The following is a 13,413-nucleotide window of genomic DNA, read 5'->3' on the forward strand; positions in this document are numbered from 1 at the left end:
CATCGCTCCCCCTTGGCCCTGAGGGGGAGTCCGGCTAAGGTGAGGCAACCGAGAATGTCGGCAATAGGCATCCGGGGGTTGGAGAGGGTAATGGCGCATATGGCGCGTTCGGCTTTGGCTGTGGTATCATCTCATGCAAGCGACCCGGTGACCGCCGTGGACGAGGTGGTGCGCGCGATCGGCGGGATGGCGCTGGCGGGCGGCCTGCTGTTCTGCTCGCACCGCTATGACCGCGATGAGCTGGCGGGTGAACTGGCCCGGCGGTTGGGCGATTTCCCCCTGATCGGCTGCACCAGCGCGGGCGAATTGACCCAGCGCGGCTATGACGAGGACAGTCTGGTTTTCATCGGCTTTCCCGCCGACGGCTTTGCCATGAGCGTGCTGCATTTCGACGATCTGGACGGTTTTGATGTGGCCGAGGGACGGCGCGCGGTGCGCGAACTGGCGGCGCAGGCGGCGGCCTCGGCGCGGCGGCTGGGCGAACAATTGCACCATGCGGCGATCTTTCTGGTCGATGGCTTGTCCCACCGCGAGGAACTGGTGACCATGACCGTTCAGGACGCGCTGGGCGAGACGGTGATGGTGGGCGGATCGTCGGGCGACGGCATGGTGTTTCGGGAAACCGGCGTGCTGGTCGACGGGCGATTCGTCAAGGATGCCGCCGTGGTGGCGATGCTGTCCAGCACGCGGCCCCTGCATGCCTTTTGCTCGCACCACTATCGCCCGCGTGAGGAGCGGATGGTCGTCACCTCCGCCGATGCGCAGGCGCGCGTGGTGTTCGAGATCAACGCCCGCCCGGCCGCGCAGGAATATGCGCGGATCGCCGGATTGGTGGGCGGCGAGATCGATGCGGCTTTCTTTGCCGCCAATCCGCCCATGGTGCGCGCCGGGGGCGAATATCACATCCGCGCGGTGCAGAGCGCCAATCCCGACGGCAGCCTGACTTTCTATTGCGCCATCGACAATGGCATCGTGCTGCGCGTGGGCGAAAGGGTGGACCGGCTGGCCCATCTCGAACGCCTGTTTTCCGAGGTGGAGACCCGCGTGGGCGAGATCGACCATGTGATCGGTTTCGATTGCGTGCTGAACCGGGTGGACGCCGACAATCGCCAGATCACGCGCGAAGTCTCGCAGCTTTATGCCGCGCGCCATGTCGTGGGCTTCAACACTTATGGCGAGCAATTCCGCGCCGCCCATAATAACCAGACGCTGAGCGGTCTGGCGATCGGCGCGTGAGGATGGCCGAGGCGGACCGGCCAGATGCCGGGGCATTGGTGGAACGCATCCGCCAGCTTGAAAAGATCAACGAGGCGCTGATCGACCGGGTGGAGCGGTCGAGCGATGTGCAGGGCGGCGCTTTCTCGATGTTCGAGGCGGCCATCGCGCTGGAGGCCATGGTGCGCGATCGCACCGCCGCGTTGGAGCAGGCGCTGTCGCGGTTGAACGAGGCCAATGCCGAAATGGCCGAGGCCCACCGCGATGCCGATGCGGCGCGGGTGCGGCTGCGCGATGCGATCGAATCGCTGCCCGACGGCTTTGCGCTGTTCGATGCCGATGACCGGTTGCTGCTGCATAATGAGGCCTATCTGGGCTTCTGGCCGGCGCTGCGCGGGCGCGACCTGTCCTCGGTGACGTTTGGCGAGATTGCCGAAATGGCGGCGCAATGCGGCCTGCCGGTCGGCTCGCTGGTCTCGCGCGAACGCTGGCTGGCCGACCGCCTCTCGCAACATGCCAAGGCCGACCGGGTGCATATTCAGGCGCTGGCCGATGGGCGCTGGGTTCAGATCAACGAGCTGAAGACATCGGAGGGCGGGCGCGTCGGCATCTATACCGATGTGACCGAGGTGAAGGCCGAGGATGCCCGCGAACGCGCCCGCGAACTGGCCGAGCGCAACCTCGTGCTTCAGGCCACGCTCGATACTTTGTCCGAGGGCGTATGCCACTATGGGCTGGATCGCCGCCTGCTGGTGCGCAATCAGGGCATGGTGCGGCTGCTGGGGCTGGACGCGCGGGGCAGCAAGCGTCTGGAAACCCACGCGGGCCTGCTCTCCTATTGCCGCGACCGGCTGGGGATGGACAGCACATCGGTGCTGGAATGGCGCGAGACGGGCGAGCAGATGGAGGGGCCGTGCATCCTGGGCGGGCGGCATTTCATCATCCGCTCGACGCCCCTGACGCCGGGCGGCGGCATGGCCTTCAGCTTTGACGACATTACCGAGCGAGTACAGGACCGCAATGCCCTGCGCGAGGCGGCCGAGATGCTGGAGCGCCGCGTTGCCGAGCGCACCACCGCATTGCAGGCCGAGATTGCCGAGCGCCGCGAGGTGGAAGGCCAATTGCGCGCGGCCAAGACGGCGGCCGAACATGCCAATCGTGACAAGACCCGCTTTCTGGCCGCGGCCAGCCACGATCTGCTGCAACCTTTGAACGCGGCGCGGCTGTTCGTCTCGGCGCTGGCCGAAAGGCGCCTTGCCGCGCCCAGCCGCGCGCTGGTGCGCCAGACCGGGGTGGCGCTCGATTCGGTCGAGGATCTGCTGGAGGCGCTGTTCGAGATCTCGCGTCTGGATGCCGGGGCGATCACGCCTGCGTGGAGCGCGATTGAACTGGAGCCGATGCTGGCCGCGCTGCGCATCGAATTTGCCGCCGTGGCGCGGGCCGAGGGGCTCTCGCTCGACATTCCGGTCACCGATGTCTGGGTGCGTTCGGACATCCGCCTGCTGCGCCGTATTTTGCAGAATTTCCTCTCCAACGCGATCCGCTACACCGCGCAGGGCTGTGTCAGCATCAAGATTACCGCCGAGGATGGCGGGGTGCGCATCACCGTGCGCGACACCGGCCCCGGCATCGCGCCCGAGCATCAGGAAGCGATCTTCGAGGAATTCCGCCGCCTGGAATCCACCCAGCGCATTCCCGGCAAGGGGCTGGGGCTGGCCATCGTGCGCCGCGCCAGCACGATGCTGGGCCACCGCCTTGACGTGGAATCAACGCCGGGGGAGGGCAGCGCCTTTTCCGTGCTGGTTCCCCTGGCTGAGGCGCGCAGCGACAAGGGCGGCGATGCATCACGCCCGGTGCGCCCCGGCGTGACCGGTACGCAGAGCCTGCTGGTGATCGACAATGATCCGGCGATTCTGGCGGGCATGGCGGCCCTGCTGCGCAATTGGGGCCATCATGTGGCCACCGCCACCGGCCCGCTGGATGAGGAAGCCGTCGAGGCCATCTCGCAGGGGATCGACATGATCATCGCCGACTACCACCTCGATGACGCCTTGCGCGGGGACGAGGCGATTGCGATCTTGCGCAAGGCGGCAGGGCGCGAGGTTCCCGCTCTGGTCATCACCGCCGACCGCAGCGACGAGGTGAAAGCCACGCTGGCGCAGGCGCGGGTGCCGATGCTGAACAAGCCGGTCAAGCCTGCGCAATTGCGGGCATTGATGCGCAATATGTTGGGGAATGGGGCGTAACGGGGGCGAACCGAAGCTTTCGGCGGCCCCTGAGCGATCAGCCCGGAAAATTGACCCGATTGGCCAGAATTACCGCCTGCGTGCGGCTGAACACATTCAGCTTTTGCAGGATGGCCGAGACATGCGCCTTCACCGTCGTCATCGAAACGTCCAGTTCATAGGCGATCTGCTTGTTCAGCCGGCCCGAGACGAGCAGGCCCAGCACAACCTTCTGCTGCGGCGTCAGCGTGGCGATACGCTGGCGGATGGCGATTTCCTCGCCGGTGCTGGCTTCCTCGGCAAAGTCGAAATCGGGGACATAGATCTCGCCCGCCAGCACCTGGCGCAGCGCCTCGACGATCTGGTCGCGCTTCAGGCTCTTGGGGATGAACCCGGCCGCGCCCGCGCTTAATGCCTCACGAACCGCCGAACCATCCAGCGTGCCCGACACCATCACCACCGGCACGGCGGGATGTTCCTCGCGCAGCCCTTGCAGGGCGGAAAAGCGCTTGGCATCGGGAATATTGAGATCGAGCAGCACCAGATCGACATCGGCATGGCCCGCCAGCGCCTCACGCGCCTCGGCATAATTGGCCGCCTCCAGAATGCTGCACTGGGCAAAGCATCCTTCAAGGAGGGTCCGCATGCCATCGCGCACCAGCGCGTGGTCATCAACGATCAGGATGCTGTCGGGCGTTGCCATACTAATCAGCATATCTCTCTGATGGTACATCGGCGTCAATTCCAAAGATGAGCGGCGCGGGATTTTGTGGTCCCGCGCCGCACCTCTCATCAGCCCTTGGGCAGCTTGAACACCCAGAGCGAACCGCCCTGGCTGATTTCCTTGAAGGTCTTGGCGACCTCGCCGCCCCACAGCGGCACCGCGCCGCCCCAGCCCGACATCACGGCCACATATTGTTCGCCATCCTGTTCCCAGGTGATGGGCGAACCGACCACGCCAGACCCCGTGTTGAACTTCCACAGCTCCTCACCCGTCTTGGCGTTGAAGGCCTTGAGGTAGCCTTCAGGCGTGCCGGTGAACACCAGGTTGCCCGCCGTGGTCAGAACGCCGCCCCACAGCGGAGCCTTGTTCTTGTATTCCCACACGATCTTGCCGGTCTTGGGATCCATCGCGCGCAGGGCGCCGATGTGGTCTTCGGCAATCGGCTTGATGGTGAAGCCCGCGCCCAGATAGGCCGAACCCTTCTTATAGGCGATGGGTTCGTTCCAGATGTCCATGCCCCAGTCGTTGCTGGGCACATAGAACAGGCCGGTGTCCTTCGAATAGGCCATCGGCATCCAGTTCTTGCCGCCAAGGAAGGACGGCGAGGAGAACACCACCTTGCCCTTTTCGGTGCCGCTGGGCGCGCCGGGGCGGCCATCGGCGGTATAGTTGGGGCGGCCGGTCTTCAGGTTGATGCCATCGGCCCAGGTGGTCTGCATCACGAACTTGCTGGCATTGACCAGCTTGCCGTTGGTGCGGTCGAGCACATAGAAATAGCCGTTGCGGTCGGCCTTGGCGCCCAGCTTCATCGCCTTGCCGTTGATCGTGGCGTCAAAGGGGATGAATTCGTTCACACCGTCAAAGTCCCAGCCGTCATGCGGCGTGGTCTGATAGTGCCACTTGATCACGCCCGTGTCGGGGTCAATCGCCAGCGTCGAGGACGTGTAGAGATTGTCGCCGGGGCGCAGGTGGCTGTTCCACGGACCCGGATTGCCGGTGCCAAAGAAGATCAGGTTGGTGTCGGGGTCATAGGTGCCGCCCAGCCAGGTCGCGCCGCCGCCGGTCTTGTACATGTCGCCGGGCCAGCTGGCATTCAGCTTGCCGGTCATGCCGTTGGGCTGGCCCTTGAGCGTGCCCATGTTGCCCTCGATGGTGGGGCGGGTCCAGATCAGCTCGCCGGTGTCGACGTTGCGGGCCTGCACTTCACCGATGATGCCGAATTCACCGCCCGAATTGCCGGTGATGACCATGTCCTTGACGATCAGCGGCGCGGCGGTGGCCGAATAGCCCGCCTGATAATCGGAGGTGGTCTTGTTCCAGATCACCTTGCCGGTGTGGCGGTTGAGCGCGATCAGGTGAGCATCGAGCGTGGCGAAGATGATCTTGTCGCCATGGATCGCCGCGCCGCGGTTGACCACGTCGCAGCAGGGCATGATGCCGTCGGGCAGGCGGGCCGAATATTCCCACTTCTTTTCGCCCGTGCGCGCATCAAACGCGAAAACGCGCGAATAGGAACCGGTCACATAGATCGTGCCGTCATAGACCAGCGGCTGGGCTTCCTGACCGCGCTGCTTTTCGCCGCCGAGCGAGGCGGCAAAGGCGGGAACCATGTTCTTGACGTTGTCGACATTGACCTTGGCCAGCGTGCTGAAGCGCTGGGCCTGGGGTCCCATGCCATAGGTCAGCACGTCGCCCGGCGTGGCGGCATCGTTCAGCAGGTCCTGGCTGGTGGGGCCTGCGGCCATCACCGGCGTCGCCGCGGCAATCCCCAATGCTGCAAAGGACGCGACATAGCGCGAAATTCTGCCCTTCATCTCGACTCTCCTGTTGTCATTAATTGTCGGTTTTCGGGTCTTGGCTGCCGCGCCCGTCGCGCGCTTCTCCCCCGTGGTGTTCAGCCTATCGGCCCCCTGCTGCGCAGCAATTGGACCTTAGGCCAAGCTCAGAAATCCTTTGCGATCCCTCTTATGTATCAGGCCGAAAGCGCGGGGCGCCATTCGACGCCATAGGCGCCGAAAATCGCCTTCATCTGGCCATCGGCGCTCATTTTGCCGATGATCCCCTCGACCGTATCACCCAGCGAGCGGCTGTTTTCCTTGACCGCCATGCCGATGTCCCATCCCGGCGACATCATCGCTTCCAATGCGCGTTTGCGCGGTTTGATAGCGGGGTTTTTCATGTCGAAGATCGCGGCCTCGACCTCGGCTTTCGTCGCCACGGCCACATCGGCCTGCCCCGTGCCCAGCGCCAGCACCGCGTCATGGCCGGTGTTGAAATGGGTGACGCTCGATCGCAGCGTGCCGCCAAAGCTGGAGAGGAGATAGATGTCGGGAATGGTGGCGACGGCGGCCGCCATGCGCCGTCCGCGATATTGCGGCGCGGGCACATCGCAATCATTCTGCTCCGGCCCACAGGCGGCGGCGAAACTTTCGCGGTAATAGGGGGCCAGAATCGCGCATTGATCGTTTTCGACCATCAATTGCCGGTCAAACGGCACATGCATCATGATATCGGCCGGTTTGAAGCCCAGCAGGCCCCCGCGCCACACCGCATTGCGCAGGTCGGTGGCCATATCGTCGCCTGCGGTAAACTCCTCAATATCGAGCTTTACCCCCAGCGTCCTGGCAATCGCCCCGGCCAGATCGACATCGATCCCGCGCAGGTTGGTGCTGTTGTCCGGTTCTGCCCAGGACCATGGGCGGTTGTGCTTGTACACCGCCACCCGCAGCACACCTAATTCGCGCACCTTGGCCAAAGGCGCCGCCGATAACGGCAGGGGAGCGGCCAGAGCGGCAAGCCCTCCCGCCAGAAACGCCCTGCGCCCAATGCCGGATGCCTGCTTGCCCATATGCCGCCCTCTTCCCGTTTTTATTTTTTAATATCAGTCGTCAAAAGATCAGTCATCGGTGTGGCGGGTTTCCAGCCAGCTGCGGATCGCCCAACCGGCCTTCTGACCCAGCGCTTCGCCAAAGGGGGGCATGTACACTTTGCCATCGCGGCTCGACCCATGCTGGAAACGCTGAACGAACCATTCGTCGCCCGAATCGCCCAGTTCAAGGTAGCGCAGATCCGGCGCGATCCCGCCCGAAATCGCATCCAGACCATGGCAGCGCGCGCAGTTCTGGCCAAAGGCCGACTTGCCGATTTCGGCGGCCTTGGCATTGCCGCGATAGGGGTTGTGCGTCACCCACTTGTCGCCGATATCAGGCAATGCGCTGGTGTCGACCGGCTGGGGCGTAACGTCGCCATGGGCGGCAAGGCGCGTGCCGACGCTGGTGGCGGCCAGCAGAGTGGCAGCGGCAAGCATCGTCTGGGCGCGCGTGACGCGCTTGAAAAATCCGGACATGATCAGATCTTCCTCTCTTCTTTCTCACCACAAGGCGGTGCCGATGTGCCGGGCCCGCGTCTTTTGATTTCCGTGATGTGAGCTTATGATCCCCTTGATCAGGTCTGTATTGGACCTTGGTGCTATTCATGGGCTGATACGGGGGGATATGCTGCCATCATGACAAAGCAAACTGCGCAGAAATACGCGATTCCCGCCCTGCTTATTGCCCTTTTGGGTAATACGCTGATCCCCAGCCCGGCATCGGCCGAAACCGCCTATGTTTCGAACGAGCGCGGCAATTCGGTCAGCGTGATCGATCTGGCCACGGGCAAGGCGGTGGCGACATGGAAAGTGGGCCAGCGCCCGCGCGGCATCGCCCTGACGCGCGATGGTGCGCAGGTGCTGGTGGCGAGCGGGCTGGACAATTCGGTTGAGCTGCGCGACCGGGCCAGCGGCGCCTTGGTGGCCCATCTCCCATCGGGTCAGGACCCTGAGCAATTCTACCCCTCACGCGATGGAAAACTGTTGTTTGTCAGCAATGAGGATGATGCGGCCATGACCGCCATCGACCTTTCCACCCGCGCCGTGGCGTGGCAGGTGCCGGTGGGTAAGGAGCCCGAGGGCATCACCCAAAGCCCCGACGGCAAGGTGATTGTCGTCACCAGCGAGGATGGCAAGCTGATCTCGTGGATTGACGCGGCCAGTCATCAGGTGGTGGACACGACCGAGACGGCGGCCCGCCCGCGCCATGTCGAATTTACCGCCGATGGGCGCCAATTGTGGATCGCGGCGGAAATGGGCGGCGTGGTGCAAATTGCCGATCCGGCCACCCGCGCGATCACCGCGACCATCACCTTTGCCCCGCCCGGCGTTCAGCCGATTCGCGTCATGCCCTGCGGCATCCGATTCACCCCCGATGGGCGCAAGGCAATTGTCGCGCTGGGCCGGGCCAACCATATCGCCATCGTCGATGTCGCCAGCCATGCGGTCGAGGCCTATGTGAAAGTGGGCCAGCGGCCGTGGCATCTGGCGATCACGCCCGATGGCGCGCGGGCCGTCGTGGCCAATGGCATCAGCGATGATGTCAGCGTGGTGGATCTTAACACCCGCACCGTGACCGCGACGATTCCGGCGGGCGCGGGGCCATGGGGCGTGGCGATTGCGCCCTGACGCCGAATGGGTCTGATACCTAGGAATAAGCCCGTTCTCCCAAAGTATCAGACCCGAAAGTCCAATTTCAAGAAGGTCCTTTCGCAGCCCATTCTCCCCTCACCACAGCAGATAAAGTGGATCGACAAGGGAGAGTATCATGCTCTGGAAAGTTCTGCTCGGCACCGCGAGTGCCGTGGCCATGATGGGTGTTTCGGCCCCGGCCTATGCCGGCAATTCGCAGGCATTGCTCAAGCGTCTGCATGACAAGGGCATCCTCTCGGACGCGGAATATGCCGAACTGGCAAAAGAGGATGCGGCCGAGGCGGCGGCGCCTGCTGCAGCACCTGTGGTGGCGGGGGACACCACGAAATTCGTGCGCGCTACCGACAGCGGCATCGGCCTGCAGGTTGGTCCGGCCACGATCAAGTTTTCCGGCTCGGTCAACGGCTTCTATGTCTATGACAATGCGGCCAAGCCCGGCGCCAACACGGCCGTCACCGGCGGCATCGCCAGCGTGGGCGGCAACACCAGCGCGGTGCGCAACGGTCTGCTCCCCGGCTTCCTGAAGGTTGACGCCACCACGACCCAGAACGGTTGGGATGTGGGCGCGCATTTCGGCATGTATCCGGGCATCAACAGCGCGGCATGGGGTGCGCTGGGGGCCAACAACGGCGGTCAGCCGACGGCTCTGGCGACCGCAGGCATCGACTTTCGCGAGACCTATCTGACCATTGGCCGCAAGGGTTTTGGTGAACTGAAGATCGGTCGCGCCATCGGCCTGTTCGGTTCCGAAGCGATCCTCAATGACATCACGCTGCTTTCCTCCGGCCCGACCGGGGGCAATGCGGCGCCCGCCAACACCACGCTGGGCCGCATCGGCACCGGCTATATCTACACCGATTTCCAGCCCCAGATGACCTATACGACCCCCAGCATGGGCGGTCTGCAGGCCTCGGTAGGCGTGTTCCAGCCGCTCAATTCGCTGACGGCGGGCGCGCAGAACAATTCCAGCCCCGGTTTCCAGGGCAAGGTGACCTATGACGGCGCCTTCGATGCGGTCAAGCTCCACCTCTGGGCCTCGGGCATCACGCAGGAGCACAAGTTCGTGGCCGGCGGCAGCTATACCGGGCAGGGCCTCGATATGGGCGCACGCACGACCTATGGTCCGGTCACGCTGGTGGGCACCTATTACACCGCCAAGGGTCTGGGCACGACGGTGCTGAACCTGTTCGACACCGATGCTGCGGGCAAGCCGCGCAGCAGCGAAGGCTATTACGTGCAGGCCGCGCTGACGCAGGGCAAGTTGACCCTCGCGGGCAGCTATGGCGCCAGCTATCTCAACTATACCGACGCCGCCGACCGAGCGGCCAACCCGACGCTGGTGCGCGTGAACAGCAGCGCTGTGGGGCAACTGCGCTATGGCCTGAACAGCTGGGTGACGCTGATCGGCGAATATATCAACTCGAACGCCAAGGCGCATAACGGCAATTCGGCCACCAGCGATGCGGTGGCTCTGGGCGGCATTCTCTTCTTCTAAAGGAAGCATCACTCCCAAGGAAGATCGGGCGCGCGAGGGAAGGCTCGCGCGCCCTTTTTTGTGCGCAGCATGTGGGCATGAAAAGGGGGGGTGTGAAAAGGGCAGGCACGAAGAAGGGCGGGAAAGCGCCAGCCTTCCCGCCCTCTTGCGACCCTTTCGGGCTTATCCCGCAGGCTTATTTCAACGTCTTGAGCCAGGCAATCAGTTCGGCGCGCTTGGCTGCGTCCTTGATGCCGGGGAAGGCCATGGCGGTGCCGGGCACCATCTGCATGGGGCCTGCGATCCACTTGTCCAGATTGGCGTCATCCCACTTGAGGTTCGCCTTCTTGAGCGCTTCGGTGTAATTGTGCTTGCCCGTGGCGGCCTTGCGGCCATAGACGCCGAACAGGTCGGGGCCGACCTTGTCCGCGCCGCCCTTGTCCGCATTGTGGCATACCGCACAGCGCGAGGTGAAAGTGGCGGGCGTGGGCGCAGGGGCCGCAAAGGCCGTGGTGGCAAACAGCGCGATACCGCCCAGCGCCGCAATCATGGAAATGGACTTCATCATGGCATCCTCATTCTTGGGGGGATGCCAAGCCATGCCACGATGGGGCGGGGCGGGTGAATTGCACTTTGGGCCGGAATCGCGGCGCAAGTCCTCTCTCCCGGCCCTGCTGCCCTACAGGGCATACTTTATGGGTGGCAGGGCCGGGGAAGAGGGCTGGTGCCGGGAAAAATCGCGGAGGCGATTTTCAAGCGGACAAGGCGCCCTGTCGCGCAAACCAGGGTATCATGCGTTCGATGGCCTCGTTCACCAGCGGCGTCGAGACGGCGAAGCTGAAGCGCATGAAGCGATGGCCGTCGATCGGATCGAAATCCACCCCCGGCGCGCAGGCCACCCCGGTTTCCTGCAAAAGGCGGGTGCAGAATTCCATCGAATCGTTGGTCAGGTGCCCAATATCCGCCCAGATGTAGAACGCCCCATCGGGCGGAGCGATCCGGGCCAGACCCAGCGCGGGAAGCGCCGCCAGCATTGCCTCGCGATTGGCGGCATAGGTGGCGATATGGCCCTGCAGTTCCTCGTCGCAATCAAACGCGATCAGGCCCGCATGTTGCGCCAAGACCGGGGGTGTCAGCATCAGATTGCTCATCCGCGCATAGGCGGCATCGACCAGATCCTCGGGCGCCACCAGCCAGCCCAGACGCCATCCCGGCATCGAGAAATATTTGGAGAAGCTGTTGACGACGAGAGCGTCCGGCGCATGCACCAGCGCCGAAACGCAAGGGCCGGTATAGGAAAGGCCGTGATAGATCTCGTCGGAGATGATGCGGATGCCGCGCCGCGCACAGACCGCCGCGATGGCGGCCAGTTCTTCGGGCGCGATGATCGTGCCGGTGGGGTTGGCGGGGCTGGCGATGATGACGCCGTCGGGGGCGGGGTGGATGGCTTCCAAAGCCGCCGCCGTGATCTGATAGCGCTGCTCCGCGCCGCAGGGGATTTCCAGCGGCTTCATATGCAGTGCGCGTAAAGTGTTGCGATAGGCGACATAACCGGGCCGGGCGCAGACGATCCGCGCGCCTGGCGCAAAGGCGCTGGACAGGGCCAGCAACAGGGCGGGCGAAGCGCCGCAGGTCAGGATCACCTGATCGGGGCGGATGGTCACGCCCTGCGTTTCGGCATAATGGCGGGCGATGCGCTCCTTCAGCGGCGCGCTTTCCCAATAGCCCTGCGCCTCGGTGTCCAGCACCTGATGCGCCTTGGCCAGCGCGGCGGCGGGCGCGCTGGTCGATGGCTGGCCATATTCCATATGGATCACGCTGCGGCCCTCTGCCGCCAGCTTGTGGGCCAACTGGCCGATGGCCATCGCGCGAAACGGTTCGATAGGGGCGGTCATGCTGCCGCCCCTAGCAGGATCGATCGGGGTTGAAAATCAGTGGGTGGCGTTTTCGCGATGCGGCATGACCAGCAAGGCCGCCGCCGCCACCAGCGAACCGCCCGACATGGCCAGCGCCACCACCGGCAGCCCCAGCTTGGCCTCGAACAGATAGCCCGCGACAATCGGCCCCGTGGCCGCGCCCAGACGCCCGACGCCGATCACAAAGCCCGTGCCCGTGCCGCGCAGGGGAGTGGGAAAGCTCTGGGCGATCAGCGCATAGAAGCCCACGATCACGCTGTTGGTGCAGAAAGACACCGCCGCCGCCGCCAGCGACAGGCGGTTAAGATCCGCCGGCGATTGCCCAAACACCGCCACCAGCACCGTCGAGGCCACCATCATCACCATCAGCGTCGGACGCAGCGGCAGCCGCAGCGCCGAGAGCGAGAACAGAATGGCCCCGATCAACCCGCCGACATTGGCCCAGACCAGCACGCCGCCCGCCGCCGAGGCCGGAAAGCCCATATCGACGACAATCTTGGGCACCCATTTCAGCACGAAGTAGAAGGTCAGGATATGGGAGAAATAGGAGAGCAGCAGCAGCAGGCTGACCGCGCGCAGTTCCGGCCCGAACAGATCGGCCACGCGCGCCTTGGGAATGGAGGTGTCCACCGGCGGCAGGGCATCGACCGGCGCATGGCCAAAGGCCCGCAGCGACTTGTTGAGCTTTTCCAGCGCGCGCGCCGGGCGGCGGTGCAGGATCGCGTTGATGGGTTCGGGCATCAGCAGCGGCACCAGCGGCAGCAGGATCAGCGCCAGCCCCGCGCCCAGATAGAACACATCGCGCCAATTGCCCGTCACCAGCATCTTGCTGGCGATCGTGCCGCCCACCACCGCGCCCAGCGGATAGCCCGCCGCCATCAGCGCGACGCCCGCGCTGCGCCAGCGGGTGTTGGCATATTCGGCGGCCACCGCATTCGTCGCGGCCAACATGCCCCCGATGCCCAACCCGGTGAACAGGCGGATCACCGCCAGCGAGGTGACATCCCAGGCCATGGGCGCGGCGATCATGCCCGAGGCCATGATGACCAGACAGATGACCATCGTGGGAATGCGCCCCAGCCGGTCGGTCAACCGGCCCAGCAGGATCGAGCCCGCCGCCATGCCAAAGATTTCCATCGACAGGACATAGCCGAGCACCTTGCGATCGACATGCCATTCGGCCGCGATGCCGGGCGAGGCAAAGCTGATCGAGAGCACATCGAACCCGTCCAGTGCATTGAGCAGCGCGCACAGGGTAATGCCCACGATCTGGCGCCAGCCCATCGGGCTGTCGGCCAGCAGCCGGCGCGGATCAACAGGGTTTAGGGGCGCAGATG

General features: G+C 64.5%; 11 protein-coding genes. 4 read left to right on the forward strand and 7 right to left on the reverse strand.

The window, feature by feature from the left end; genetic code table 11:
* Positions 1-90 precede the first annotated feature (90 nt).
* Positions 91-1,236 (forward strand): FIST N-terminal domain-containing protein, encoded by a 1,146-nt coding sequence (locus tag BGP00_RS21150; RefSeq protein WP_273617405.1) that lies wholly within the window; start codon positions 91-93, stop codon positions 1,234-1,236.
* Positions 1,237-1,238: 2 nt separating this feature from the next.
* Complete coding sequence (locus BGP00_RS21155) at positions 1,239-3,461, forward strand: NahK/ErcS family hybrid sensor histidine kinase/response regulator (protein WP_292688798.1); 2,223 nt, start codon at positions 1,239-1,241, stop codon at positions 3,459-3,461.
* Positions 3,462-3,498: 37 nt separating this feature from the next.
* Here the strand turns inward: BGP00_RS21155 and BGP00_RS21160 are convergent, their stop codons facing one another.
* From BGP00_RS21160 to pedF, 4 genes are all read right to left on the reverse strand, one after another.
* Positions 3,499-4,155, reverse strand: coding sequence for a response regulator transcription factor (locus tag BGP00_RS21160; protein ID WP_292688800.1), 657 nt, complete (start codon positions 4,153-4,155; stop codon positions 3,499-3,501).
* Between the two features lie 77 nt (positions 4,156-4,232).
* Positions 4,233-5,978 carry a methanol/ethanol family PQQ-dependent dehydrogenase gene (locus BGP00_RS21165; protein ID WP_168604197.1) on the reverse strand — a complete coding sequence of 582 codons (1,746 nt, stop codon included), beginning with the start codon at positions 5,976-5,978 and terminating at the stop codon, positions 4,233-4,235.
* A 158-nt stretch (positions 5,979-6,136) separates the two neighbouring features.
* On the reverse strand, positions 6,137-7,012 hold the full coding sequence (locus tag BGP00_RS21170) for a transporter substrate-binding domain-containing protein (RefSeq protein WP_168604198.1): 876 nt from the start codon (positions 7,010-7,012) through the stop codon (positions 6,137-6,139).
* A gap of 48 nt (positions 7,013-7,060) precedes the next feature.
* Positions 7,061-7,510, reverse strand: coding sequence for a cytochrome c-550 PedF (pedF, locus tag BGP00_RS21175; protein ID WP_168604199.1), 450 nt, complete (start codon positions 7,508-7,510; stop codon positions 7,061-7,063).
* Between the two features lie 159 nt (positions 7,511-7,669).
* On the opposite strand from pedF, the gene BGP00_RS21180 reads away from it, so the two are divergent.
* Positions 7,670-8,662, forward strand: coding sequence for a PQQ-dependent catabolism-associated beta-propeller protein (locus tag BGP00_RS21180; RefSeq protein WP_292688802.1), 993 nt, complete (start codon positions 7,670-7,672; stop codon positions 8,660-8,662).
* A 139-nt stretch (positions 8,663-8,801) separates the two neighbouring features.
* Positions 8,802-10,181 carry a porin gene (locus BGP00_RS21185; protein WP_292688804.1) on the forward strand — a complete coding sequence of 460 codons (1,380 nt, stop codon included), beginning with the start codon at positions 8,802-8,804 and terminating at the stop codon, positions 10,179-10,181.
* Positions 10,182-10,356: 175 nt separating this feature from the next.
* Here BGP00_RS21185 and BGP00_RS21190 read toward each other — a convergent pair whose 3' ends face one another.
* The 3 genes from BGP00_RS21190 to BGP00_RS21200 all read right to left on the reverse strand — a co-directional run bounded on the left by BGP00_RS21190 (position 10,357) and on the right by BGP00_RS21200 (position 13,360).
* Positions 10,357-10,725 carry a c-type cytochrome gene (locus tag BGP00_RS21190; protein ID WP_292920989.1) on the reverse strand — a complete coding sequence of 123 codons (369 nt, stop codon included), beginning with the start codon at positions 10,723-10,725 and terminating at the stop codon, positions 10,357-10,359.
* A gap of 187 nt (positions 10,726-10,912) precedes the next feature.
* Positions 10,913-12,055 carry an aminotransferase class I/II-fold pyridoxal phosphate-dependent enzyme gene (locus tag BGP00_RS21195; protein WP_292688808.1) on the reverse strand — a complete coding sequence of 381 codons (1,143 nt, stop codon included), beginning with the start codon at positions 12,053-12,055 and terminating at the stop codon, positions 10,913-10,915.
* A 36-nt stretch (positions 12,056-12,091) separates the two neighbouring features.
* A complete protein-coding gene (locus tag BGP00_RS21200) occupies positions 12,092-13,360 on the reverse strand; it encodes an MFS transporter (RefSeq protein WP_168604409.1) in 1,269 nt (422 codons plus the stop codon).
* Between the last annotated feature and the right edge of the window lie 53 nt (positions 13,361-13,413).

The organism is Novosphingobium sp. 63-713 (genome assembly GCF_001898925.1).
GTDB lineage: Bacteria > Pseudomonadota > Alphaproteobacteria > Sphingomonadales > Sphingomonadaceae > Novosphingobium.

Excerpts from the sequence above, each read along its gene's own strand:
- BGP00_RS21150 (WP_273617405.1), top strand. The coding sequence starts at position 91 with ATGGCGCATATGGCGCGTTCGGCTTTGGCTGTGGTATCATCTCATGCA.
- BGP00_RS21155 (WP_292688798.1), top strand. The coding sequence starts at position 1,239 with ATGGCCGAGGCGGACCGGCCAGATGCCGGGGCATTGGTGGAACGCATC.
- BGP00_RS21160 (WP_292688800.1), bottom strand. The coding sequence starts at position 4,155 with ATGCTGATTAGTATGGCAACGCCCGACAGCATCCTGATCGTTGATGAC.
- BGP00_RS21165 (WP_168604197.1), bottom strand. The coding sequence starts at position 5,978 with ATGAAGGGCAGAATTTCGCGCTATGTCGCGTCCTTTGCAGCATTGGGG.
- BGP00_RS21170 (WP_168604198.1), bottom strand. The coding sequence starts at position 7,012 with ATGGGCAAGCAGGCATCCGGCATTGGGCGCAGGGCGTTTCTGGCGGGA.
- pedF (WP_168604199.1), bottom strand. The coding sequence starts at position 7,510 with ATGTCCGGATTTTTCAAGCGCGTCACGCGCGCCCAGACGATGCTTGCC.
- BGP00_RS21180 (WP_292688802.1), top strand. The coding sequence starts at position 7,670 with ATGACAAAGCAAACTGCGCAGAAATACGCGATTCCCGCCCTGCTTATT.
- BGP00_RS21185 (WP_292688804.1), top strand. The coding sequence starts at position 8,802 with ATGCTCTGGAAAGTTCTGCTCGGCACCGCGAGTGCCGTGGCCATGATG.
- BGP00_RS21190 (WP_292920989.1), bottom strand. The coding sequence starts at position 10,725 with ATGAAGTCCATTTCCATGATTGCGGCGCTGGGCGGTATCGCGCTGTTT.
- BGP00_RS21195 (WP_292688808.1), bottom strand. The coding sequence starts at position 12,055 with ATGACCGCCCCTATCGAACCGTTTCGCGCGATGGCCATCGGCCAGTTG.
- BGP00_RS21200 (WP_168604409.1), bottom strand. The coding sequence starts at position 13,360 with ATGGGCTGGCGCCAGATCGTGGGCATTACCCTGTGCGCGCTGCTCAAT.